The following is a 21,735-nucleotide window of genomic DNA, read 5'->3' as shown; positions in this document are numbered from 1 at the left end:
GGTCGGCTCGCCGGGCAGGCTACGGGGAGGGGGTGACACCACTTCGGACACGGCCGAGGTGGCGCACCAGTCCGCCGATCCTGGCCGCGATGCCGTCTCGGGTCCGTGTCGCGGTGGCGAGGACGGATGACGGGCGGCCGAGCGCGTCGCCCTGGTGGACGTCGAGGTCGCTGGTGCCGGCCGTGTCGAGGAGGTGGGCGGCGAGGCAGCCGACGCTGTTGGCGTTGACGATGTCCTCGTCGACACCGATCGCGGGTGCGAACATGCGGGCGGTGGCCGGGCCTGCCGTCGGTGGGAGCGCGTAGGCGAAGCAGCCGAGATAGCCGAGCCGGCGACACTCGGCCGCCAGCCGGGCGAAGTCGGGCCGCATTGCCAACAGCGTCCGGCGTTCGCGGACCCGGACGAGGAGCCGGGGCGTGCCGGGCGAGGCGACCCGCAGGTCGTCGGCGGCGACGTCGCCGGGCGTCAGACCGAGGGCCGCGACGATGGCACCGCTGGCCGGCTCGGTGCGGTCCCGCAGCGCGATGACGCCTTGCTCGAACCAGACTTCGATGCCGTCGCGCCGGCGGGTGGCGGTCACGGCGACGGTCCGGTCGCCGGTGCGTTGGTGGCCGTGGTGCTCGGTGGCGCCGCTGCGGTGCAGCAGGACGGCCTGCGCGGCGATGGTGCCGTGGCCGCAGTTGCGGAGTTCTCCCTCGGCGGTGAAGAACCGTACGCCGGGAAGGACGCCGCTGCTGCCGTCGACGAACGCAGTGTGCGAGGTGCGGACCGTCGACGCGACAGCGCGCCGTTCGTCGTCGGTGCGGGTGGCGTCGTCGATCACGACCGCGGTGGGGCTGCCACCTCGCCCACCGCGAGTGCAGGCATCCACCACGATCACCTGCGGGCGGCGCATCAGCCCGTGGCGTCGGCGAAGCGAGGGGCGCCCGGCTCGAGGTCGACCCGGGCGGCCCGAGCGGCGAAGCTGATCGCGTGGTACCACCCGCAGAGCAGGAGCAGGTCGAGCAACTGCGGCTCGTCCAGAGCCTCCCGGGCGGACTGCCACAGACTGTCGTCGATGTCCGACGAGTCGTGCAGGGCGTCCACCACCTGGATGAGCGTTCGTTCGCGGCCGGTGGTCCAGCACGGATCGTCCGGCGTGCCGTGGGTGACCGAGGCGATCTCGGGCCGGGTGAGTCCGGCGCGGTGGGCGAAGAACATCAGATGGACGCCCCACTCGTACTCGCAGCCGCAGCGCGCGCAGGTGCGAAGGATGACGATCTCCCGCTCGCGGATCGTCAGGGACAGGTGCCGGCCGAGTTCGTAACTGCCCCAGTGACTCATCGCGGTGGTCATCGGCAGGTTCCTGGCGTACGTCCGGAACAAGCCGATCGGTGGCACGCCGCTCGGCATCATCGTGGCGAGTTGGGCTGCCACGTCCGCCGGGAACGGCGCTTCGAGCGGAGCTATGCGGGCCATTGTCGCCTCCCGTGCTGCGGGTTCCACCGCACCATAGCGATTCGGTTTTAGAAGCGCCAGGGGTACGCTGTGCTGCGCTACTGCGTACCGTCGTCGGTCAGCACGGAAGACCAGGTGTCGGACCAGCGGACGAGGGGGCGCAGGGCCTGGTGGGCACCGTGGCCGAGCTCGGTGAGAGCGTAGGTCGTGTCCGGTTGCTGTGCGACGAGCTGGGCGTCGAGCAGTTCCGTGAGCCGTTGCCGCAGGACGCTGGAGGACATGTTGTCGCAGCGCTGCTGGAGCGCGCGGAAGCCGACCGGCCCCTGCCGCAACTCCCAGATGATTCGGAGGTTCCAGCGGCGCCCGAACAGGTCGAGGGCGGCCATCAGTGGACGTCCGGTGCTCGACCCTCGTACCTGTCGACCCGGCCTGGGCGTCGTCATCGCCTGTGCCGCCCCTCTTGACGCTTCGATTTCCGACACGGTAACCCCGAGCCGTGCCGGTGCCGAGCGCGCCCACCGCCGGTGAGGTGATCGGACCCCACGGATGGGGTTCAGGAACCCGAGCGTTCGATCCGGACGGCGATTCCGTCGAGGATCAACTCCAGCCCGAGGGAGAAGTCCGCGTCGGCGATCGTCGCGTCGGGAGTGTCGGACGGTGGCGCCTCGAACAGGGGTGAGGAGAACAGGCGGGCTGTCTCGGGGAAGCGGGCGGGGTCGACGAGCCGCGCCAGCGCCCTGCCGTATTCGCGTTCGGCGTCGGCCTGCCCCTGGCCCTCGGCCCTACCCTCGGCGAGTTCGCTGTACTGGCGTACCGACTGGACCGTGTAGCCGCTGATCAGGGACAGTGCGCCGATCTTGTGGGCCCAGTCCAGGCCGGTGCCGGACATGATCGCCAGCGCGCTCTCCATCCAGGCGATCTGGTTCGGCCCGGCGGGCGGGCCGGAGGACGGCACGCGGGTCAGCCAGGGCCGACGCTGGTACACCACGCGCTGCGCGAATGCCCAACTGCGCAGCCCTTCCCGCCAGTCGCTGGTGTCGATTGTCGGTGGCTGACCCAGCGCGGCGTTGGCCATGAGGGTGAGCAGTTCGTCCTTGGACCCGACGTGCCGGTAGAGCGACATGCTCGTGAAGCCGAGGCTCTCGGCGACCTTGGGGAGCGTCACGCCGCCCAGTCCGTCGCGGTCGGCGATCTTCACGGCCGCGGCGACGACCACGTTGACGTCGAGGGTCGCGGGCCGCCCGAGACGCGACGACTCTGGCATCCCCCACAGCCGGCGCAGTGGCGCCGGGACGAAGTCCTCGCTGGTCATGGGCTCCCACGTTCGCCCCGGACAGTTACCGCACCATCATGCCAGACCCTATTAGTTTGCCTGTGATACTTTCTCTACGAAACTAAAACTGGGACAGCGGGGAGAGGCGACAATGAGCATGGACACCGCAGTGCGGACATCGAGAGGGCCGGTGCTGCGCACCGAACGCGCCCTCGCGCCGGACCTGGCCCGGGGAGCGATGTTGCTGATCATCGCGCTGGCCAACGTCGCCGGAGTCGTCTTCGCCGGCGAGCCCGGCCTCGACGCCACGCCCGAAGGCGTCGACAGGGGCCTCAACCTCCTGCTCTTCGAGCTCGTCCACGCCCGCGGCTATCCGGTCTTCGCCGTGATGTTCGGCTACGGACTCGTCCAGCTGGCCCGCCGCCAGGACGCCTCCGGTGCCACGCCCCAGCAGGTCCGGTCCGTGCTGCTCCGTCGCAACCTCTGGCTCGTCGTGTTCGGTTTCGCGCACGCCGCACTGTTGTACTACGGCGACTTCCTCGGCGCGTACGGGATCGTCGGGATCGCGATGACCCTGCTGCTCCTGCGCCGCGGCGACAGGTTCCACCGGATCGCGCTGGTGCTCTGGGCGCTAGCGACAGTCGAGGTGCTTGTCCTCGGCGCCGTCGTGGTCAGCACCATCCTCGGCGGTCCGGGCGGGTCGGTGCCGCTGCCGTCGACCCACGTCGACTCCCTCGCCGCGCCCGGGTACGCCACGTCGATGCTGGACCGCCTCGGCGAATGGCCGATGCACACGTTGACCGTCCTGCCCTTCATCATGATCGCCTGGTTGGGCATGTGGGCCGCTCGCCGCCGCGTCCTCGAAGAGCCGGCCCGCCACCGGACAGTGCTCACCTGGACCGCCGTCCTGGGCCTCGGTGTCGCCATCGCCGGAGGCCTCCCGGCCGCCCTGATCAGCGCCGGATGGCTGCACGTCGACGAGTCGACAGCCAGCCTGGCGCTGCTGCTCCACGGCGCCAGCGGCATGTTCGCCGGGCCCGGCTACGTGGCTGTCTTCGGCCTGATCGCCATGCGGGCCACGCGGTCCGGCCGTGTCGTCGGCGCACTCTCCGCCCTGGGCCAGCGCTCCCTGTCGGGATACCTGTTCCAGTCCGTGGCCTGGCTCGTCCTCCTGGCACCCTTCACGCTCGCCCTCGGCGACCGTTTCGGCAGCCCCACGGTGACCGGCCTGATCATCGCGGTGGCCGTCTGGCTCGCCACCGTGCTGATGGCCCGTCAGCTCGACAGGCGCGGCCGGCCCGGTCCCGCCGAGATCGTCCTGCGCCGCCTGACCTACGGGCCGCGGACGTGATCGCGGAGCCTCTGCCGAGGTCGGGCCGTCTGGCGCGACCGTCGGCGGCGGACGACAATCCGAGGACGCCGGCGCGGCGCCCACGCCCGACGGCCCGACCACGGAAGGCCCGTTTCGAGGGCGCCGACCCGACCCGGTAGGACTGTGACATGGTTCGAGGCACCCGCGACGAGTTGCTCGGACGCCTGGCTGAGGAGGTCGGATCCGTCGCCGTCGCGCATCCGACGCGGGTTGCCATCGACGGGCCACCCGCCGCCGGTAAGACCACCCTCGCGGACGAGTTGGCCGCCGTCCTCCGCGAACAGGGCCGCGACGTCATCCGCGCCACGATCGACGACTTCCTCTTCCCCCGCGCGCAGCGCTATCCGCGCGGCGAGTACTCGGCCGAAGGTTGTTACCACGACACCCACGACTACGACGCGCTGAACCGGGTCCTGCTCGACCCGCTCGGCCCGGGTGGAGATCGACGCTTCCAACACGCGATCTACGACCGCGTCGCGGATGCCGCTATGTCTCCGTCGGTCACGACTGCCGCGGCCGACGCCGTGCTCCTCTTCGACGGCGTCTTCCTCCTGCGTCCGGAGCTGATCGATAGGTGGGAACTGCGCGTCTTCGTGTCGATACCGCTGGAGAAGACAGTGGATCGTGCCGTGGTCCGCGAGCGCCGGGTGTCGACGCGGGCGGACGTCGAACGACGCTGGCGCGAGCGTTACATCCCGTCCCAGCAGCTCTACTTCGCCACGGTGCGCCCGACCCGGCACGCGAACATCGTCGTGCACAACGACGAGCCCGAACTGCCGGTCTGGGAGCTTCCATCCCGACCGCACGGCTACGGGTCACCCTGACCCTGCTCCCGGGTGCGTTTGATGCTGGCGACCTCGCCCTTGATCGGCAGCCAGTAGAACGGGATGAACGCGGTGACCACCACGAGGCCCACGACCGGGTGAAGGGCGCCCAGCGCGGTCCCGGCGGCGATCCAGATGGGCGCGGGGCGGAACCGGCTGCTGATCGCCCGGGCGGTGTCGTTGTCGGTGGCCGTTGTCAGCAGGCGGCGGCCATGTCTGGCGTACTCCCAGATCACATTGAAGAGGACGGCGGCCACCTCGTAGGTGGCCCCGTAGAAGATGAGGGCGGTCCGTTGGCCGTGGCCGGACTCGAACGCGCGCGCCAGCAGGGACGAGGCGAACGGCAGGAACGCGATCACCATCAGCAGCAGGGTGTTGAGCAGGAGCAGCATGCGGTCGGCGGAGCGGATGTGGTCGAACATGACGTGGTGGTTCACCCACATCTGCCCGATCAGCAGAAAGGTGATGGCGTAGGCCACGTACGAGGGCCACAGTTCGATGAGGCCGTGGAGCAGGTGCTCGGTGTCCTCCGGCGGCTGGATCTCCAGGACGAGCAGGGTGACGGCGATGGCGATGACGGCGTCGCTGAAGGTGACTGCCCGCTTCGGGTCCCGTTCCGCACCGATCGGGTCGCTGGATCTGGTGGTGTCCCTCGTGGAGGCGCCGCGGGCCGAGCGGAACCAGCGCATGAGCGTCCCCCCAACGGTGCGAGCACCCGACCCGTTGCCCGAACCCCTTCGGTGCCGTGAGTTCCCGCCGTCGCGGAAACCAAACCGCTGCCCTCGGTCGAGCCGTGGGACACCGCCTCGGGCATCGGTTCAGGACAGCACGCGGTAGGTCACATGCACCACCGAACTCGTCACCCGCGCCGCCACCTGTTCCAGGCGCAACGGCGGGACGCCCTCGAACATTCGTACCCCGGCGCCGAGAGTGACCGGCACGATGTGCAGCCGCAGCTCGGCGACCAGGCCCGCGGCGAGATACTGGTTGATGGTGGTCGCACCTCCGTGGATCAGGATGTCGCCGCCACCGGCCGCGGCTCGTGCCTGTGCGAGCGCCGACTCGATGCCGTCCGTGACGAAGTGGTACGTGGTGCCACCCCTCATCGGCTGCGGCTCGCGGGCGTGGTGGGTGAGCACGAAGACCGGGCTGTGAAACGGTGGATCCTCGCCCCACCAGCCGTTCCACTGCCGGTCCCAGGGGCCGCGCACCGGGCCGAACATGTTGCGCCCCATGATGACCACGGCGGCGGCCTTGATCTGGTCGAGCTCGGGCCGGTTCTCCTCGCCGAAGTCGAACATCCAGGCATGCAGCCGGCCGCCCCAGCCGTCACCGCCGTCGTCACCGAACGGGCGTTCCTCGGTCTGGTTGAGCCCGGCCGAGAACCCGTCGGCCGAGATCGTCTGGTCGGCGATCACCTTGCCGCCCTGTGTGGTCATCGCTCACTCCCTCGCGTCGCCTCCGACAACAGACGAGTGTCCCGTGGCATCGGCGTCCGGCACTAGGGTGCACGAGGTGTGCCGGGCGCATTGTTGGCTCTGGATCCCGGCCACAGACATCACGTGGGGAGCACACAGTGACCGACCCGTACCAGGCCCAGCAGCCGCAGTCGCCCGACCAGCCGGGCGGCCCGGTGTACCCGCCGCAGCAGTACCAGCCCCACCCGCTCGGCCAGCAGGACCCCGGTTCGGCTCAGCCCGGCCACCTGCCGCCGCCGGCAGGCATGTCAGGCCGTAAGCCGCTGCTGTTCGCCGCCGTCGCCTTCGTCGCCCTCCTGATGCTCGTGGCCACCGGATTCACCGTGTACGAGCGGTTCATCAAGGAGGACTCCGGGATCGCCGCGTGCAAGGCGCTGGCCGAGGGCAAGGACCCGGACGGCACCACGAAGGGCTCCGGCGACATCAAGCTCACCGAGGCCGAGTACCGGGAGACGCGGAAGGTGTTCGAAGACTCCCGGTACGAGGACATCCGCAAGCACGGCACCGCCCTTGTCGACATCGCCTGGCAGATCTCGCAGCTGCCGGAGGGGCAGGAGATGGGCGCGATCGCGTTGCTTGTCCCTGTGGAAACCGCGACGACGGGTCTCCAGGCGGCATGCGCCGACCAGGGTGTGACAGTCAAGCTGAACAGGAGGTAGGGACGCGCGCGACCGCCGAGCGGCGGAGATCTTTGGAATTCTTCGGTCATCGCGTCGAATCCGGGACGCGTCGTTCGTAGTACCGGCAGGAGGCGGTCGGAGGAGGCCGCCGGGACGAGGGAGTCTGGCGATGCCGCGGTACCTGATCTCGTTCAACGACGGCGCGATGGACCACATCCCCGCCGAGGAGATGGCGGACGTGGGCAAGGCCTCGCACGCGGTGGTCGAGGAGGCCGTGAACGCCGGCGTGTGGGTGTTCGGCGCCGGACTGGAGAGGCAGCGCGCGACCGTCGTGGCCACGGACGGGACGGTCACCGACGGCCCGTACCCGGAGACCAGGGAGGTCGTCGGCGGGTTCGTGGTCGTCGACGTGACCACCCGCGAGGAGGCGCAGGCGTGGGCTGCGAAGATCGCCGTCGGTTGCCGCTGCGCCCAGAAGGTGCGGGAGCTCATGCCCGACCCCGAAACCGACGCGCTGCTCCGCCAGGCCGCCGGTCGCGGATGACCAACGTGTGACCGCGCGACGGGTGTCAGCTCGACGTCCACGCGGGCGGCGGGCTCACCCGACGCCGACCGTCTGGGGACGCCGCCGAGCGGGAAGGGGATCTCGACGCCGCCCGTGGGCAGGTGTCGTTGCACGGACAACCGCGGTAGGTCACCTGCTCGACGCGAGCCGTTGCCGGTCCGCCTCGTCGCCAGCCGCGACCCGCTCGGCGTCGCACAGTTCCCCCCGCGTCCGGGCCGGTACGCCGATGAAGGACATCGCCTCCGCGTACCGTCGAAAGGCCTGGGCGGCCTCGCCGTGTCGGCCCGCGGCGGTGAGCGTCCGGATGAACTCGCCGTGCACGCCCTCGTCGTAGGGCTCCAGTTCGAGGGCGCGGCCAAGGTGGCGGACGGTCTCGTCGACGTCGGGTGCCAGCGCGGCCAGCTTGCGCACCACGCCCAGGTAGACCCGACGTGCCTCCTCGCGGGTCGGTCGGGACCAGTCGTCGTACGGCTCGTCCTCCAGGAAGTCGCCCCGGTAGCGCTGTTCGGCGAGCAGGAGCGTGGCGCGTGCGTCATCTGTCGCGCCGTGTTCCGCCAGGCGCAGGCCGTGTGCCGATTCGGCGAGGAACTCCTCGACATCCAGCTCAACGTGATCCACGTCGAGCGCCAGACTCGGGTGCGCGGCGATGATGAAGTGGTCGGTCGACGTACGGCGCTCCGGGTCGAGCACACCGCGGAGGGTGGACAGGGCCACGGACAGCCGGTGGCTGACCCGGTCCGGGTCCTGGCCGGGCCAGAGCATCTCGCCGAGCTGCTCCCGGGGCACCGCGCGACCGCGCCGGGCGGCGAGGATGCGCAGCAGGTCCCGTGCCTTACGGGACTGCCACGCGGTGGCCTGCACCTGCGCGCCGTCCACGAACACCTCGAAGCGGCCGAGGGTGCGGACGGTGACCTGGGCGACGCGGCGGGGGCGCTGCCGGTTGAGCGTGGGCACCGGTACGCCGGCGCTGGTCAGCCGCTCGGCGGCCAGCCGGGCGTCGACCCGCTCCTGGGGATCCGCTCCGGGTAGCCGGCTGAGCAGCACCGCGAGTCGGTCCGCGGCCACGGCCGACCTGATGTCGCGCAGTGTCGCCGCCGCCTCCCGCCAGGCGTGGCGGGTGTCGTCGGAGTCGAGGGCGGCGGCCCCGCGAAGCTCCAACGCCTCGGCGAGGGCCGCCCGGTCCCGATGCAGCCGGGCGGCGGTGGACGCCAGCAGCGCCACCTCGGCGGCCCGCTGGTGGTCGCCGATCTCCAGTGCCACCCAGCCGAGCGCGAGCCGGGCGGTCGCCGAGTCCGGGCCGCGTTCCAGTTCGACGGCGCGTTGGGCGAGGGCGACCGCCGTGGCGCCGTCCTCGGCGGCCAGCACGCGGGCCAGTCCGGCGAGCGCCGGCACCTGGATCTGGTGGTCGTTGACGGGTTCACTGGCGCGCAGCGCCTCCTCGTACGCCGCGCGTGCCAGGTTGGTCCGGCCCCGCAGCGCGTGGACGTCGCCGATACCCACCAAGGGGTACGCCACCTTGCGGGATCCCATGCGTTGCAGCAGCGGTACGGCCCGTTCGTAGGAGGCGGCGGCCTCGGTGAGCTGACCGAGGTGGAAATGGGCGCCGCCCTCGTTGCAGAGGGCCAGCGCGAGCATCGCGGCGTGCCCGTTGGCCTGGGCCAACTCCACCGCCGGCCGCACCTCCGCCAGCGCTTCGAGGTATCGGCCCTCGCCGACCAGGGCGGACGCGCGGTTGGCGCGGATGCGGGTCACCTGGATGGTGTCGCGGGCCGCCTCGGCGGCCCGGAGCGCCTTCTCGTGGTGTTCGTCGGCTGCCGGTCGATCACCGCGCAGCTTGGCGTCGAGGGCGAGCGCGGTGTGCGCGGCGGCGAGGGCCGCCTCGCTGCCGACCGCTGCCGCTGCCGCGAGGGCCCGTTCGGCGTTGCCCCGGCACGCCTCGGTGTCCCCGGTCGTCCACTGGGCCGAAGCGGTCCAGGCGAGCAGTCGGGCGTTGTCGGTGGACGGCTGCGGGTCGAGCACACCGCGTCGGAAGACCTCAAGGGCGGCCTGCGGTTCGCCGCGCAGGTAGTGCACGAGGCCGTACTGCCAGGCGAGCCCTGCGGCGAGGGAGCCCCGACGACTGTCCAGCGCGGCGTAGACGGCGAGTGCCGCGTCGAAGTCGCCGCGCATCTGGAGCGCCTCCCCGTGCAGCAGCCGCAGGCCGTCGGACCGGGCGTGCTCGGGGAGCGCCTGGACGGCGTCCACGACGGCCTCGGCGCCGCCCGCGGCGAGCAGCTCCGCGCCGTGGTCGGCGAGGAGCGACGCCGCCGCGGCCGGGACACCCGCTCGTCCGTACGACCGGAGGGCCGGGACCAGGTATCCGTGCTCGGCGTACCAGGCTGCCGCTCGCGCGTGCAGGCGTTGCGCCACCGCCGGGCCCAACGGGAATCGGCGACGGGCGACGCGGGCGACGACCGGCACCATCCGGTACGCGGGCCCGCCCCCCGGTACCGGGACGAGGATGCCGCCGCGGGCCAGCTGGTCCAGCCGACGGCCCCCGTGTCGGTGGCCGAGGACATCGCCCAGATCGCTGTGGACCGGGTCGAGGTGTGCCGCGTCCCGCAGCAGTCGGTGGACTTCGGGCGGCAGCTCCGCGAACACCTCCCGCACCAGGTAGGACTCCAGTGGTGTCCCCGGCCCGGCCAGGTCGTCCCGGTCCGTGCCGGTGGCGGCGGCCGTCCGCGCGGCCAGAGTGACAAGCGCCGGCCAGCCAGCGGTCTCGGCGTGGACCCGGGCCGCGAACGCCGGGTCGGTCCGGCCGTGGTCGACGGCCAGCGCTGACGCCACCTGCTCGGGCGAGAGCCGGAGATCCGCCGGCCCGTACTCGGTGAGCAGGCCCGACTGTCGGGGGGACAGGGTTGGCGGGTGGCGGGTCACCAGGACGACCCTGAGCTGCGGGGGCAGGCGTTCCAGCGTGTCCAGCAGGGTCTGGAGCCGGCGACGGGACAGTCGCGGAACGTCGTCGAGGACGAGCCAGCCCGGTTCGTCGACGCGCGCCTCGATCGCGGCGCCGAGGGTGGCGAGCCATTCCGGCCCGGCCGTCGCCAGCGCCGCGACGTCCGTCCCGGCACACCACCGCACCGAGCGGTCGCCCAGCCAGCCTCGTACGGCGACGGTCTTGCCGTACCCGGCCGCGGCGACTACGACGGTGCACCGCCGGCTCCATTCTCGATCCGTCGTGGCGTTCATCCGATGCCTTCCGGTCGACGCTGGTTCCGGTCTCATTGGGCGCCGCGCGGGTGGCAGTGCGTACGCGAGCGTCGCCGTTACGACACCGAATCCCGGCGTACTTGACGCCACTTTGACGGCGCTCTGAACACCGCCTCGAAGGATGTCCCGGGAAGACACGCAGAGGGGCGACCATCCGGGTCCGCGTCTCGCGATCGATCGAATGGGGAGTGGTGATGGCAAGAGTGCTGTCGGGACGCGTACTGCTCGCGGTGCTGGTCGTCCTGCCGACGCTGACCGCGTGGAACGCCGCGCCGGCCGGTGCCGCCGGTGGGTCAGGTCCAGGGGTGTACGCCGACGAGCCCATGGACCGCGACGTCGAGCTGGCGCGGCTGGGTTACCGCAACGGTGTGCGGGTGGTGTTCTCCCGCGACGAGCTGTCCGGCGACTGGGGGCTTCGTCAGGACGGGGAGATGGGCCGCAACGCGCCACTGGAGTACGACGACAAGCAGAGCATGCTCCAGACGTACCTGAGCATCACGCCCAGGTCCGTGCCGGTGCCGCGGGTGCTGCTGTCGGAGCCGCCGGCCGGCACGCCGACCCCACCGGAGCTGGCCTACCGGACCATCGTGGCGTCCGTTGTCGTCGCCGAGGATCTGGCCGTGCCGACGTCGAGCGCGATGTCCAGCGCGGCGGTGCTTACCTGTTGGGACCTGTACTGGAACTCGTACAACTGGGCCGAGCTGCCCGGCTACCCGAATCCGGGCACCGTGTGGCACCCGGCGAAGACGTACTACTCGTCCGACTTCGGCGGAATGAAGATGTACTCCTACAGCTACCTCGCCAACTGCGGCGGGTACGCCCGGCACCGGATCTACTACAAGTCCGCCGGTGACTACTACAAGCACCACGACTACGAGGTGGCGTACGCCCACTGGCAGGCGGTCAAGAAGGGTTCGGTGCACCGCTACCGCAAGGTGTTCTACGACGGCACGGCGGGGGACACCCGCAACGGCAAGTACACCGGCTGACGACGGGGCTCACCCGTTGATCGTGTCCAGTCCGCGACGAACAGAGCGAGGTCGCCGAGCTGCGGATTTAGCCTGACCCGGTGATCTCGACGGCTGGCACGGGCGTGCGGGTCAGGCTGCTCGGGCCGGTGGAGGTGGTCGTCGCCGACGGTCCGCAGGCGGTGAACGGCCTGCGCCGCAAGGCGATACTGGCGACGTTGGCGCTGCACGCGGGTCGGGTGGTGAGCACCGACCGGCTCATCGAGGTGGTCTGGGGCGAGCACCTGCCGGCCACCGCGGCGAACACGCTGCAGCGCCACGTCTCCTACCTGCGCGGAGTGCTCGGCGAGCCCGGGTCGATAGTGGCGCGCCCGCCCGGTTACGTGCTCGACACCGGGCCGGAGTCCACCGACGTCCAGGCCGCCGAGCGCCTCCTCGACCTGGCCCGACGGTCGTCGGACCCCAACGAGCAGGTGAACCACCTGACGGCTGCCGTGGCGTTGTGGCGTGGCCCGCCACTGGCCGACGTGGGCGGGTCCGCCTGGCTCGAGGAGCAGGCCGAACACCTGGCCCGCCTCCGGTTGGAGGCCGAACGGGCGCTCGCCGAGGCCCGGTTGTCCGTCGGCGAGCACGCTCGGCTCGTCCCCGGGTTGGAGCGGCTCGTCCGGCAGCACCCCTTCGACGAGCACCTGCACGCGCAACTGATGCTCGCCCTGTACCGCGACGGCCGACAGGGCGAGGCGGTCGCCACGTACCGGCGGCTGCGCGACACCCTCCGGGAGAACCTGGGCATCGACCCGAGTCCGCGGCTCCGGGATCTGGAGTGCGCCATCCTGCGCCAGGACAGCACGATCGCCGCACCCGCCCCGGTCACGCCGGCGCCGGCGTCGGTGGCGGCGCAGCTGCCTCCCGGCATACCGACGTTCATCGGGCGCGAGGCGGAACTCGTCGCCCTCGACGCGCTCGTCGAGCGGGGCGGCGCCGCTGTGGTGTCCGGGACCGCGGGCGTCGGCAAGACGGCGCTCGCCGTGCACTGGGCGCACCGGGCGGCCCAGCGCTTCCCCGACGGGCAGCTCTACGTCAACCTGCGCGGTTTCGACCCGGGGGCCACGCCGACCGAACCGGCGCGAGCGCTGCACGGGTTCCTGGAGGCGCTCGGCGTGCCGGCGGCACGGATGCCGAGCGATCCGGACCTGATGGTGAGCCTGTACCGCACGACGGTGGCCGGCCGCCGGCTGCTTGTCGTGCTGGACAACGCGCGCGACGCCGAACAGGTCCGGCCACTGCTGCCCGGCTCACCCGACTGCCTCACGATCGTCACCAGCCGCGACCAGCTCAATCCGCTGGTCGTCACCGAGAGCGCCCAACCTGTCCTCCTCGACCTGCTCAGCCCTGGCGAGGCCCGCGACATGCTGGTCCGCCGGCTCGGGGAGGGCCAGGTCGACGCCGAACCCGCGGCGGCTGACCACATCGCCGACCGGTGCGCGCGGCTGCCCATCGCCCTGGCCATCGTCGCGGCCAGAGCCGCCACCAACCGGCACGTCACGTTGGGTGTGATCGCCGGCGAGCTGGACGACCTGGACGCCTTCCACGGCGGTGACGAGGCCACCGACGTGCGGGCGGTCTTCTCCTGGTCCTGCCGCACACTGAGCCCGGCCGCGCTCCGGCTGTTCCGGCTGCTGAGCCTGCATCCCGGCCCGGACGTCTCCGCCCCGGCCGTGGCCAGCCTGGCCGGCGGCACCCCGCAGTCGACTGGTCCGCTGCTTACCGAGTTGAGCCGGGCGAACCTCCTCACCGAGCACACGTACGGGCGCTACGGGTTCCACGACCTGCTGCGCGCGTACGCCGCCGGCCTCGCCGACGAGACCGAGCCACCGGCCGACCGCCGTGCCGCCGTCCACCGGCTGCTCGACCACTGCCTGCACACCGCACACGCCGCCGACCTCGTGCTGCACCCGCACTTCAGCGCGATCAGCCTCCCGCCGCCGGGTGCCGACGTGACACCGGAGAATCCCCGGAGCAGGTCGGCCGCCACGGCGTGGTTCACCGCCGAACTTCCCGTCCTGCTCGCCGCGGTACCGCTCGCGGCGCGGCTCGGCTTCGAGGGACACGCCTGGCGGCTCGCCTGGACCCTGGCCGGCTTCCTGCACCGGCAGGGGCACTGGCAGGACTGGCTCGGCACGCAACGCGTCGCGCTCGCCGCCGCGTCCCGGATCGGGGACCAGAGCGGGCAGGGCCAGGCACACCGCAGCCTCGGTCTCGCCTGCTCCCGCCTGCGCCGCTACGACGAGGCCGACGACCACCTGCGGCGCGCGTTCGACCTCTTCACCGAGGTCGGCGACGATGCCGGGCGGGCACACACCTGCCTGAACCTTGGTCAGCTGGCCGAGCGGCGGGGGCAGCACCACGAGGCGCTGCACCATTCCCGGCGGGCGCTGACCCTGTTCCGGCGGGCCGGGAACCAGGCCGGGCAGGGCTACACCCTGAACGCGGTCGGTTGGCAGGAAGGGCTGCTCGGTAACCACCACAGTGCCCTCCGATCGTGCGGCGAGGCGCTGCGGATGTTGCAGGAGGTGGGCGACGTCCAGGGCCAGGCCGACACCTGGGACAGCCTCGGCCACGCCCACCACCAGCTCGGCGACGACCGGCGCGCGATCGCCTGCTACGAGCACGCGCTCGACCTCTTCACCCAGGTCAACGACCGGTACGCCGAGGCGAGCACGTACGTCAATCTTGGTGGCAGCCACCGGGCCCTCGCCGACCTCGACGCCACCCGTGCCGCGTGGAGCCGGGCCCTGACCATCCTCGACGAGCTCGGCGATGCCGACGCCGACGCGATCCGCGCCGACCTCGCCCGGCTCGACGCCAGTCGGCTCCCCTGACGCACAGCGCTTTCCGCGCCGTTTCCGGGCCGCTTCAGCGCGGCCCGGCACTCTTCGGAGACCAGTTTCTGGCACGAGGAATGGAGCGTTCGATGAGTCGCTTGGCACACCGCCTCGCGGTGATCGGGGTGGTCAGCGGGACGGTGCTGGCCATGTCCACCGCAGCAGTGGCAAAGACCGACAAGCCGCCGACGAAGGGTACCGACTGTGTGGTCCAGCACGTCGACGAGCGCGGCGGGATCGTCCGTACCGAGACCGCGCCGGAGGGCCGGGAGTACGGCCAGTTCCGGTGCGTCGGTGGGCGGTGGACGTTCGCCTGGGATCCGTTCGGAGCGGACGACCTGATCACGGCCGACGAGATCTTCATCGACCCGGCCGGTGCCGTCTCGGTCCGCCGGTTCACCGGTCCCGCGCTCGGCAACGACCTCACGGTGGGCGAGATCGCCGGCATCGCCCGAGCCGTCAGCGGCAGTCGAGAAATCATGATCGACCGCGCGATCGTGGCGGTCGACGACGGCAAGGAGCGGACCCCGGAGCAGATCGAGGCGCTGCTGGCCGGCAAGGACACCACCGGGGTACGGGTGCTCGACATCGTCGAGAAGCCGAACGTCGCCATGTCGACGAAGGACGTCATCGACGAGGCCGGCGGCACCCCTGAAACGACAGTCGTCTACTTCAGCCTCTGGGGCGCGATCAAGTCGGTGTTCGCGTGGATCGTGGACACGATCGGCGAGATCGGCGAGTGGATCGACGACCACTGCGACTGGGGATCCCCGAACACCGTTGGCGACGTGGTCACGTGTCGCTGGTAGCCCGTCCGACCCCGCCGACACCGAGCACCGAGACGAGGACACCATGACAACTCTGCGGGACATCGCCAGGCGCGTCTCAGTCATCACGACGGTCCTGATCGTCGGGCTGACAGCGTCGTACGCTCCGTCGCAGGCCGCCGACGACGAGGCCCGGACGACGGTCACCGACCACCCCGGCGCGCCGGGGACGATGCTGCAACGGTTCGCCGACCTGACCGGCCGGCCCGTCGGCGACCTGGAGACGGTGCTGGCCGTGGACGCCGGAGGCCGCGATCTCACCGGCGACCAGCTGGCGGCGCTCGTGGCCGGTGAGCAGGTGGACGGCGTCAAGGTCGTGGGCACGATGCCGGGTAGCCGGGACCTGCTCGGCACGACAATGGCCGACCTCGCCGACGGCGCGTACGACGGCAGGGGTGACGGCGGGACGGCGACCTCCCTGCTGTTCGCCTCGTCCACGCCCGACGGCCGGGAGTGGTGCCTGACCATGTGCATCGCGTCGGGGAAAACCGTCTGGGAGTGCATCCTGTCGCGGCGGGGGACCGACCAGATCCTCACCCTCGACCTTGCCGGCGACACCACGGTGGGCGGGATGAGGGCGGACTTCGAGAAGGCCAACGGTGTCGCCGTCGACGGCCCGTACACGGTGGACACGTTGATCGGCGACGGTGAGCCCTCGGCGGAGGAGGTCGAGATGCTCATCGACGGCAAGGACGTCGACTCGCTGCGCCGGGTGGCGACACGTGACGCACCGGACTCCGGGTGGGCGTTGGGCGACGTCGCCGAGAAGTCCGGCGTCCCGTACGCGAAGAAGACGACGATCCACATCTTCACCTTCGGGCTTCCCCTCCTCGGGAAGATCCTCGTGGTCTGCGTCTCGCACGACGGCGGAAAGACCTGGAAGTGCGGGGCCCGCCGGTGGGGCGGGTTCTAGGCGAGTCCCGCCAGGTCGATGTGCTGGTGAGCGGTATACCGCAGCGGTATACCGCGCACCACCGCGTCCGCCCCCACGGAGGGTAAGTTTGAGATCGCCCTCCGTCTCGTCTCGGCTCCGTACGGCAACGGTGGGAGGGAGCACAGCACCACCGGCGTCGTCCGCGCGCCCGAGCCACACCAGGAGACACACCGATGAGAAGCGCCGCTGGGCCGCCGCTCACCCACCCGTACCTCGTCCCGGTTGCCTTCGTCCACACCGGGTCCGGGCCGCTGCCGTGACGGCCAGCCTCAAGGCGCTGGCCCGGCTGCTCCGTAACCACGGGCCACGGGGGGTGGCCCTGGTGGCCTGGACGATGCTGGCGTGTCGGCGAGTGCGTCGCCAACTCGCGCGCGGCGGGCTGATCGCTGTGCACCTCACCGCGCCCCCGTCGGGCGGTACCGACACGGTGGTCCAGGGGGCGCTGCGGCGCAGCGGCGGCAACTGTCTGGAGAGCGCCCTGGTGCGGCAGCGCTGGTTCGCCGACCGGGGGGTGCCGCGCACCGTGGTGATCGGGGTCAGCGCGCCGGCCGCGGGGTTCCACGCCCACGCCTGGCTCGACGGCGACCCGGACCCGCACCGGCACGGGCTGGCCGAGATCCTGCGGCATCCGGCCCCGCCGGCCTGGCTGCGCTGACCGGCACCGGTTGTGCCGCAACCACCCAACAGGAACGACGGACCGGCACGGGTCCGGCCGACCGTGCCGGCGGACAGTCGCCGGTGGTGGCCGCCCCCGGCTACTCGAACCGGTTGGCGATCTTCGTCAGCTTGCTGACGTACGCCGGCCAGTCGTACCCGTCGGGGAGGCCGGCGGTCTCCCGCCGCAGACCGACCGCCTCGTCGTGCTGCTCGCGCATGATGTCGGCGTGACCGGCATGGCGGGCGAGGTCGGCGGTCACGTGGACGAGGATCTGCTGCAACGTCGCGTCCTGGTGGCCCGGCCGCCACCAGGGCACCCGCCCCGGTGCGTCGAGGGGAAGCTTGTCGATCGTCTCATCGGCGAAGACCCCCACCCGGCGGTACAGGTCGATCAGCCCGTCCTTCGTCTCATCCTCGGTGGCGTACCAGTCGGCCTGCGGGTCCTCGTCGACCGCCGACAGGGGGACCAGCTCCTCAGGTGTCGGGAACTCGCGCCCGAATGCGAGCCCGAAGTAGCCGGCCTCGACATTGAGGCAGTGTTTGACGACGCCCAGCAGGTTGTTGCCGGTCGCGGTGCGGGGCAACCTGGCCTCGCGCTCGCTGAGCCCGTCGAGCTTCCAGATCAGGTTGTCGCGGGTCAGCCGGAGATAGCGGTGCAGCGCGGTCTTCGTCTCGCCCAGATCAGCCATGCGGGCCAGTATTCCTCAGCCGCCCGACCGCCATGGGGTGCCGGCCACAGGATCGGCGCGCTCGTGGACGGCGACGCCGTACTCACCGCCGTTGTCGCAGCGGGCGGAAGTAGTGGCGGACCGCGTAGCGGGAGACCTCCGCACCCAGTTTCGCGCCCTCGACGTCGGCGGTGCGGAAGTGGACGCCACCCCAGACCCGCGCGCCGATGAGCTCGTCGAGCGCTTGCGAGAAGCTGGTGAAGTGCCGGGTCGTGCCGGAGTCGACGCTGGATCCGCTGAACGCGACGTCGTCCCGGCCGAAGAAGTATCGGTACAGCGACATCCGCGCGCCGGTGCCGCAGGCGTGGCCGGAGGGGTACTCCGGGAAGGGGGGCGTGCCGAGCAACGACTGCCAGCCCGGGTCGGCGGCCGTCCTCGGGTTGCCGTCCGTGTCGGCCAACTGGATCGCGGTGACCGGACGCCAGTAGCTCCAGACGTCCTTCTGACTGAAGCACGCCACCCCGGAGTCGGCCACGATGAGGTCGGTCATCGCGAAGAAGCGCGCGGTGTGCAGGGCGTCCAGCCGGTGGGTGGTGGCGAGTTGTCGCTTGATCTCCCACGAGGCGGACCGCCGGTCGTGCCACCAGAGCGCGGCCTCGGTCTGGTCCTGGGTGCGCACCGTGCTCGTCGCACCGCCGACTGCCCGCACCTCGTTGAGGTCGCGGGCGTAGGCGCTGCTGGTCAGGCGGGGCGGCTCGGGGGCGCGGAACGTCGACGCGCGGGGGAGGAGGAACGGGCGCATGTGCCCGGTCCAGGCGCCCTGCGACAGGAACAGCGGCGGTGTGGGTCGCCACTGGCCGGGCACCGTTCCGGTGCGCCACTGCTGGTCCCCGAACGCGCCGTCGTCCTGCCGCGCCGCGACCATCGCGGCCGCCGCTCGCGCCCCGACCGCCACGCCGCCGTGCTTCGACCGCCCATCGGGAATCGCGGCGATCGCCGCGTCGTACTGGGCCCGAAGCCGCTCCTGCTGGGCGGGGAAGAGGGCGGCGAGCACGTCGTGGGCGGCGGTGGCGACGGCGGCGTCCGCCGACTCCGTCCCGCTCGACGGCGGTGCCACGAGATACGGCTGGTACGGGGTGCCGGCGATCGCGTTGAGCGCGTCGTAGACGGCTCCGCTCACCATCGCGAAGCTGCGCACCTGCTCGTTCGGTTGCTGAGCCGCGACGTCCCAGATCGCCGTCTGGGCGTTGAGGTCCCAGGTGACCACCGGGTTGACCGGGCTACGGTCGGCGATCGCGGCAGCGGCGCTCGATGCCGGCGCGGTCAACGTGGCGGCGACCAGCGAGCCGAGCGCGATGGCCGCGGGAACGACGCGTGACCGGATCGTCCGACGTGCGGGGGTGCGGCTCGTCATGATCTCCCCGTCGGTAGGTCGGCGAGGCATGCTGTCGACAGCACGCGGCGCGCGATCGGGATTCGATGGCTACCGACGATGGTATCGCCAGATCTCGATATCTATGACGAGATCAGCCGGCGGGCTCGGCCAACCGAAGGTCGACGAACGGGATCGTGTCACCGTCGAGCAGGTACCTGTCGATCTCGACATAACCGTGCCGTTCGGCGAACCGCAGCCCGTCCTGGTTGGCGGCCAGGACAACGGTCTCGATGACTCGGGCGCCGACCTCGTAGGCCGCGCCCAGCGCCTCGTCGTACAGTCGCCCACCGAAACCCCGACCGCGATGTTCCGGCAGCACGCGGACGATTACCGTCGCCGTCGCCTGGTCGTCCATCGGCGGCCGAACCGTCGAGCAGCCCACGAGCGTGTCGCCGTGATAGGTGACGGTCAGGCGGTTGCGATCGGCACGGGCGCGGATCTCGCCGACCGAGAGCGGGCTGGTCGGGATGATCAGGTTGTGGACGTACTGCCAGTCGGAGCAGACGCCGTCGTCGCTGTCCGGCCGCACCGCCTCGAAGCGAAGATCAGGCATCCGGACAGGCTAGCCGGGCACTATCGTTCTGGCGTGCACATCCGTTTCGACATTCCCGCCGACCCCGCCTACCCGGGCCGGGTGGCCGCCGCGCTCAGCCGCGTACGCCTGCGCAGGTACGGCTACATCGGCGCGGTGCTGGTGGCGGTGGGGGTGATCGGTCTCGCCGTCGCGCGCGGGTCCGCCCGAGCCGACCAGTTCTCGCCGCTCTACACGGCCATGGTCGTGGCCGGTCTGCTGTCGATGCTGTATTCGCCGTGGGTGCGGTGGCGCGCCCGACGCCGCTCCGGTGACTACGCGGTCGAGGGCGCCTACGACATCACCGACGACAACATCATGATGCGCAGCGGCTCGCAGTCCAGCGGCATCGCCTGGGACGGGGTCTCCCAGGTGAAGGACACCCCCGAGTTCTGGATCGTGTACGTCGGGCGGATGCCGGCGACAGTCATCCCACGCCGCCTGATGTCCCCCGAGGACGCCGAGACGCTGCGTGCCCATCTGACCAGACGCGGCCTGCTCGAGTGACGGCCGTCAGGTCGCGGGCGACACCGCGTACTGCGTAGATTGGTGCGGTGGAGGCGCGGTTCACGCTCCGTAAGATAGTCGCCGGGCTGGCGCACATCGCCGAGGTCGCCGCGGTCGCCGAGCCTGCCGAGCACGATCAGGTGGTCGTCTCTCCCCATGCGTTCGACTGGTTGCGCGACAGGTACGGACCGCAGGCCGTGGTCGACAGGACGACAAACGCTGAGTTGATCGCGGAGGCGTTGGCGGGGGCACGGTATGCGCTCGCACACGTACCGGGTCGCGACCGCGCCATGCGCGTGACACTGATGATGATCGGCGACTCCCCGGTCGACACATGCGACGGCGACATCAAGTTGGCCGCCGCTGAGGCGGTGGCCGCCGCGCTGGGTGGCCGCATGGACCCGGCTCCGTACCTCGGCGCCAACGGCGCTGTCTTCCCGGACTAACCACCCGATGGCCCCGCGCGCGTCAGGGGGTGAAGGCGCGGCGGTAGGCGGTGGGAGTGGTGGCGAACGCTCGGCGGAAATGGGCCCGTAGGTTCGTGGCGGTGCCCAGCCCGGTCCGTCTGGCGACTTCGTCGATCGTGATGTCGTCGCTCTCGAGCAGCCCGCAGGCCGCGCGCAGCCGTTGCTCGGTCAGCCACGCCTGCGGGCTCAGGCCGAACCGGTGTCGGAAGTTGCGGTGCAACGTACGGGTGGACTGAAGACCGTGCCGGGCCAGGTCCGCGACGGTGATCGGCAGGTGCAGGTTCGCGGTCGCCCAGGTGGTGACGGCGGCCATCTCGGCGTCCTCCCCACTCGCCTGGGCCGGGACGAACTGCGCCTGGCCGCCGGCCCGGTGCAGCGGTGTGACCATGAGACGGGCGCGTTCGATGGCCACCTGCTGGCCGTGGTCCCGGCCAACCAGATAGAGGCACAGGTCGAGGCCCGCGGCGAGCCCGGCGCTTGTCAGTACCTGCCCCTCGTCGACGTACAGCGCATTGGCATCGACGGTGACCCCGGGGTGTTCGCGGGCCAACGCCTCGGCGTGCATCCAGTGGGTGGTCGCCCGCCGACCATCGAGCAACCCGGACTGGGCCAGGGCGAACGCCCCGGTGCAGATCGAGGCGATGCGGGCGCCCCGCCGGTACGCGTGCCGCAGCGCGTCGAGTGCCCGCGCCGGCGCGGGTCCCCGGCGGAAACCGGGAACGATCACGGTGTCGGCGTCGGCGAGGGCATCGATCGTGGCATCGACGGTCAGGCCCAGCCCGGCGGTGGTGGTGGGAACCGGGCCGCCGTCCGGCGAGCAGACGGTGGTCGTGTACCGACCCTGGCCCTCGTGGCCGAAGACGTGGGTCGCGATGGTCAGGTCGAAGGCGACGACGGGTGGCAGGGCCAGTACGGCGACCCGGTGCGTGGCCGATTGCTTATGCACGGTGGCGAGGATGCCACTCGTCGTCCACGGTCGTGCGGCGGGATCCTCGTCG

The 21,735-nt window shown here is 71.4% G+C and carries 22 protein-coding genes; 11 read left to right on the top strand and 11 right to left on the bottom strand.

Annotated features, from left to right (window positions below; all coding sequences use genetic code 11):
• Positions 1-19 precede the first annotated feature (19 nt).
• The 4 genes from ACQPWW_RS26720 to ACQPWW_RS26705 all read right to left on the bottom strand — a co-directional run bounded on the left by ACQPWW_RS26720 (position 20) and on the right by ACQPWW_RS26705 (position 2,749).
• Positions 20-871, bottom strand: a complete 852-nt coding sequence (locus ACQPWW_RS26720) for a PhzF family phenazine biosynthesis protein (protein WP_433126325.1) — start codon at positions 869-871, stop codon at positions 20-22.
• Positions 872-894: 23 nt separating this feature from the next.
• Positions 895-1,458: a carboxymuconolactone decarboxylase family protein gene (locus tag ACQPWW_RS26715; RefSeq protein ID WP_433126324.1), complete on the bottom strand. Its 564-nt coding sequence runs from the start codon at positions 1,456-1,458 to the stop codon at positions 895-897.
• A gap of 77 nt (positions 1,459-1,535) precedes the next feature.
• Positions 1,536-1,880: a winged helix-turn-helix transcriptional regulator gene (locus ACQPWW_RS26710; protein ID WP_433126321.1), complete on the bottom strand. Its 345-nt coding sequence runs from the start codon at positions 1,878-1,880 to the stop codon at positions 1,536-1,538.
• 110 nt (positions 1,881-1,990) lie between these two features.
• Complete coding sequence (locus ACQPWW_RS26705; RefSeq protein WP_433126320.1) at positions 1,991-2,749, bottom strand: TetR/AcrR family transcriptional regulator; 759 nt, start codon at positions 2,747-2,749, stop codon at positions 1,991-1,993.
• 112 nt (positions 2,750-2,861) lie between these two features.
• Here ACQPWW_RS26705 and ACQPWW_RS26700 point away from each other — a divergent pair, with 112 nt between their 5' ends.
• On the top strand, positions 2,862-4,061 hold the full coding sequence (locus tag ACQPWW_RS26700) for a DUF418 domain-containing protein (RefSeq protein ID WP_433126318.1): 1,200 nt from the start codon (positions 2,862-2,864) through the stop codon (positions 4,059-4,061).
• 149 nt (positions 4,062-4,210) lie between these two features.
• A complete protein-coding gene (locus ACQPWW_RS26695) occupies positions 4,211-4,906 on the top strand; it encodes a cytidylate kinase family protein (RefSeq protein WP_433126317.1) in 696 nt (231 codons plus the stop codon).
• Here the strand turns inward: ACQPWW_RS26695 and ACQPWW_RS26690 are convergent.
• The gene (locus tag ACQPWW_RS26690; protein ID WP_433126316.1) at positions 4,891-5,595 is read right to left on the bottom strand and encodes a TMEM175 family protein; all 705 of its coding nucleotides are present in this window, start codon (positions 5,593-5,595) and stop codon (positions 4,891-4,893) included. The two genes, ACQPWW_RS26695 and ACQPWW_RS26690, sit on opposite strands and share 16 nt — an antisense overlap.
• Positions 5,596-5,724: 129 nt before the next feature.
• A complete protein-coding gene (locus tag ACQPWW_RS26685; protein WP_433126315.1) occupies positions 5,725-6,345 on the bottom strand; it encodes a dihydrofolate reductase family protein in 621 nt (206 codons plus the stop codon).
• A 137-nt stretch (positions 6,346-6,482) separates the two neighbouring features.
• On the opposite strand from ACQPWW_RS26685, the gene ACQPWW_RS26680 reads away from it, so the two are divergent.
• Together ACQPWW_RS26680 and ACQPWW_RS26675 are read left to right on the top strand one after the other, a co-directional pair.
• Positions 6,483-7,043: a hypothetical protein gene (locus ACQPWW_RS26680; RefSeq protein WP_433126314.1), complete on the top strand. Its 561-nt coding sequence runs from the start codon at positions 6,483-6,485 to the stop codon at positions 7,041-7,043.
• A gap of 130 nt (positions 7,044-7,173) precedes the next feature.
• The gene (locus tag ACQPWW_RS26675; RefSeq protein WP_433126313.1) at positions 7,174-7,548 is read left to right on the top strand and encodes a YciI family protein; all 375 of its coding nucleotides are present in this window, start codon (positions 7,174-7,176) and stop codon (positions 7,546-7,548) included.
• A gap of 150 nt (positions 7,549-7,698) precedes the next feature.
• On the opposite strand, the gene ACQPWW_RS26670 is transcribed toward ACQPWW_RS26675, so the two are convergent.
• Positions 7,699-10,797 (bottom strand): BTAD domain-containing putative transcriptional regulator, encoded by a 3,099-nt coding sequence (locus ACQPWW_RS26670; protein WP_433126312.1) that lies wholly within the window; start codon positions 10,795-10,797, stop codon positions 7,699-7,701.
• Between the two features lie 215 nt (positions 10,798-11,012).
• Here ACQPWW_RS26670 and ACQPWW_RS26665 point away from each other — a divergent pair, with 215 nt between their 5' ends.
• From ACQPWW_RS26665 to ACQPWW_RS26645, 5 genes are all read left to right on the top strand, one after another.
• The gene (locus ACQPWW_RS26665) at positions 11,013-11,807 is read left to right on the top strand and encodes a hypothetical protein (RefSeq protein WP_433126311.1); all 795 of its coding nucleotides are present in this window, start codon (positions 11,013-11,015) and stop codon (positions 11,805-11,807) included.
• 80 nt (positions 11,808-11,887) lie between these two features.
• On the top strand, positions 11,888-14,668 hold the full coding sequence (locus ACQPWW_RS26660) for a BTAD domain-containing putative transcriptional regulator (RefSeq protein ID WP_433126310.1): 2,781 nt from the start codon (positions 11,888-11,890) through the stop codon (positions 14,666-14,668).
• A gap of 92 nt (positions 14,669-14,760) precedes the next feature.
• The gene (locus ACQPWW_RS26655) at positions 14,761-15,480 is read left to right on the top strand and encodes a hypothetical protein (RefSeq protein ID WP_433126308.1); all 720 of its coding nucleotides are present in this window, start codon (positions 14,761-14,763) and stop codon (positions 15,478-15,480) included.
• A gap of 43 nt (positions 15,481-15,523) precedes the next feature.
• Complete coding sequence (locus ACQPWW_RS26650; RefSeq protein WP_433126307.1) at positions 15,524-16,411, top strand: hypothetical protein; 888 nt, start codon at positions 15,524-15,526, stop codon at positions 16,409-16,411.
• Between the two features lie 277 nt (positions 16,412-16,688).
• On the top strand, positions 16,689-17,087 hold the full coding sequence (locus ACQPWW_RS26645; protein WP_433126306.1) for a lasso peptide biosynthesis protein: 399 nt from the start codon (positions 16,689-16,691) through the stop codon (positions 17,085-17,087).
• A gap of 100 nt (positions 17,088-17,187) precedes the next feature.
• Here ACQPWW_RS26645 and ACQPWW_RS26640 read toward each other — a convergent pair whose 3' ends face one another.
• The 3 genes from ACQPWW_RS26640 to ACQPWW_RS26630 all read right to left on the bottom strand — a co-directional run bounded on the left by ACQPWW_RS26640 (position 17,188) and on the right by ACQPWW_RS26630 (position 19,745).
• Entirely contained in the window at positions 17,188-17,778 is a 591-nt protein-coding gene (locus ACQPWW_RS26640; RefSeq protein ID WP_433126305.1) for a DinB family protein, read from the bottom strand.
• Between the two features lie 82 nt (positions 17,779-17,860).
• Complete coding sequence (locus ACQPWW_RS26635) at positions 17,861-19,171, bottom strand: vanadium-dependent haloperoxidase (RefSeq protein ID WP_433126304.1); 1,311 nt, start codon at positions 19,169-19,171, stop codon at positions 17,861-17,863.
• A 112-nt stretch (positions 19,172-19,283) separates the two neighbouring features.
• Positions 19,284-19,745 (bottom strand): GNAT family N-acetyltransferase, encoded by a 462-nt coding sequence (locus tag ACQPWW_RS26630; RefSeq protein ID WP_433126303.1) that lies wholly within the window; start codon positions 19,743-19,745, stop codon positions 19,284-19,286.
• A 33-nt stretch (positions 19,746-19,778) separates the two neighbouring features.
• Between ACQPWW_RS26630 and ACQPWW_RS26625 the strand changes: the two genes are divergently transcribed.
• Together ACQPWW_RS26625 and ACQPWW_RS26620 are read left to right on the top strand one after the other, a co-directional pair.
• Positions 19,779-20,270 carry a YcxB family protein gene (locus ACQPWW_RS26625; protein ID WP_433126302.1) on the top strand — a complete coding sequence of 164 codons (492 nt, stop codon included), beginning with the start codon at positions 19,779-19,781 and terminating at the stop codon, positions 20,268-20,270.
• Between the two features lie 47 nt (positions 20,271-20,317).
• A complete protein-coding gene (locus ACQPWW_RS26620; RefSeq protein WP_433126301.1) occupies positions 20,318-20,716 on the top strand; it encodes a hypothetical protein in 399 nt (132 codons plus the stop codon).
• A gap of 22 nt (positions 20,717-20,738) precedes the next feature.
• Here ACQPWW_RS26620 and ACQPWW_RS26615 read toward each other — a convergent pair whose 3' ends face one another.
• Positions 20,739-21,683: a GlxA family transcriptional regulator gene (locus tag ACQPWW_RS26615; RefSeq protein WP_433126300.1), complete on the bottom strand. Its 945-nt coding sequence runs from the start codon at positions 21,681-21,683 to the stop codon at positions 20,739-20,741.
• Positions 21,684-21,735: the final 52 nt, after the last annotated feature.

The sequence above is a fragment of the Micromonospora sp. CA-240977 genome, assembly GCF_050942285.1.
Taxonomy (GTDB): Bacteria; Actinomycetota; Actinomycetes; order Mycobacteriales; family Micromonosporaceae; genus Micromonospora.
The sequence above is the reverse complement of the archived record's forward strand: the minus strand, read 5'-3'. Positions and strand labels throughout refer to the sequence as shown.

Coding starts and splice junctions, on each gene's coding strand:
- ACQPWW_RS26715 (WP_433126324.1), bottom strand. CDS start 1,458: ATGGCCCGCATAGCTCCGCTCGAAGCGCCGTTCCCGGCGGACGTGGCA.
- ACQPWW_RS26710 (WP_433126321.1), bottom strand. CDS start 1,880: ATGACGACGCCCAGGCCGGGTCGACAGGTACGAGGGTCGAGCACCGGA.
- ACQPWW_RS26705 (WP_433126320.1), bottom strand. CDS start 2,749: ATGACCAGCGAGGACTTCGTCCCGGCGCCACTGCGCCGGCTGTGGGGG.
- ACQPWW_RS26700 (WP_433126318.1), top strand. CDS start 2,862: ATGAGCATGGACACCGCAGTGCGGACATCGAGAGGGCCGGTGCTGCGC.
- ACQPWW_RS26695 (WP_433126317.1), top strand. CDS start 4,211: ATGGTTCGAGGCACCCGCGACGAGTTGCTCGGACGCCTGGCTGAGGAG.
- ACQPWW_RS26690 (WP_433126316.1), bottom strand. CDS start 5,595: ATGCGCTGGTTCCGCTCGGCCCGCGGCGCCTCCACGAGGGACACCACC.
- ACQPWW_RS26685 (WP_433126315.1), bottom strand. CDS start 6,345: ATGACCACACAGGGCGGCAAGGTGATCGCCGACCAGACGATCTCGGCC.
- ACQPWW_RS26675 (WP_433126313.1), top strand. CDS start 7,174: ATGCCGCGGTACCTGATCTCGTTCAACGACGGCGCGATGGACCACATC.
- ACQPWW_RS26670 (WP_433126312.1), bottom strand. CDS start 10,797: ATGAACGCCACGACGGATCGAGAATGGAGCCGGCGGTGCACCGTCGTA.
- ACQPWW_RS26665 (WP_433126311.1), top strand. CDS start 11,013: ATGGCAAGAGTGCTGTCGGGACGCGTACTGCTCGCGGTGCTGGTCGTC.
- ACQPWW_RS26655 (WP_433126308.1), top strand. CDS start 14,761: ATGAGTCGCTTGGCACACCGCCTCGCGGTGATCGGGGTGGTCAGCGGG.
- ACQPWW_RS26650 (WP_433126307.1), top strand. CDS start 15,524: ATGACAACTCTGCGGGACATCGCCAGGCGCGTCTCAGTCATCACGACG.
- ACQPWW_RS26640 (WP_433126305.1), bottom strand. CDS start 17,778: ATGGCTGATCTGGGCGAGACGAAGACCGCGCTGCACCGCTATCTCCGG.
- ACQPWW_RS26635 (WP_433126304.1), bottom strand. CDS start 19,171: ATGACGAGCCGCACCCCCGCACGTCGGACGATCCGGTCACGCGTCGTT.
- ACQPWW_RS26630 (WP_433126303.1), bottom strand. CDS start 19,745: ATGCCTGATCTTCGCTTCGAGGCGGTGCGGCCGGACAGCGACGACGGC.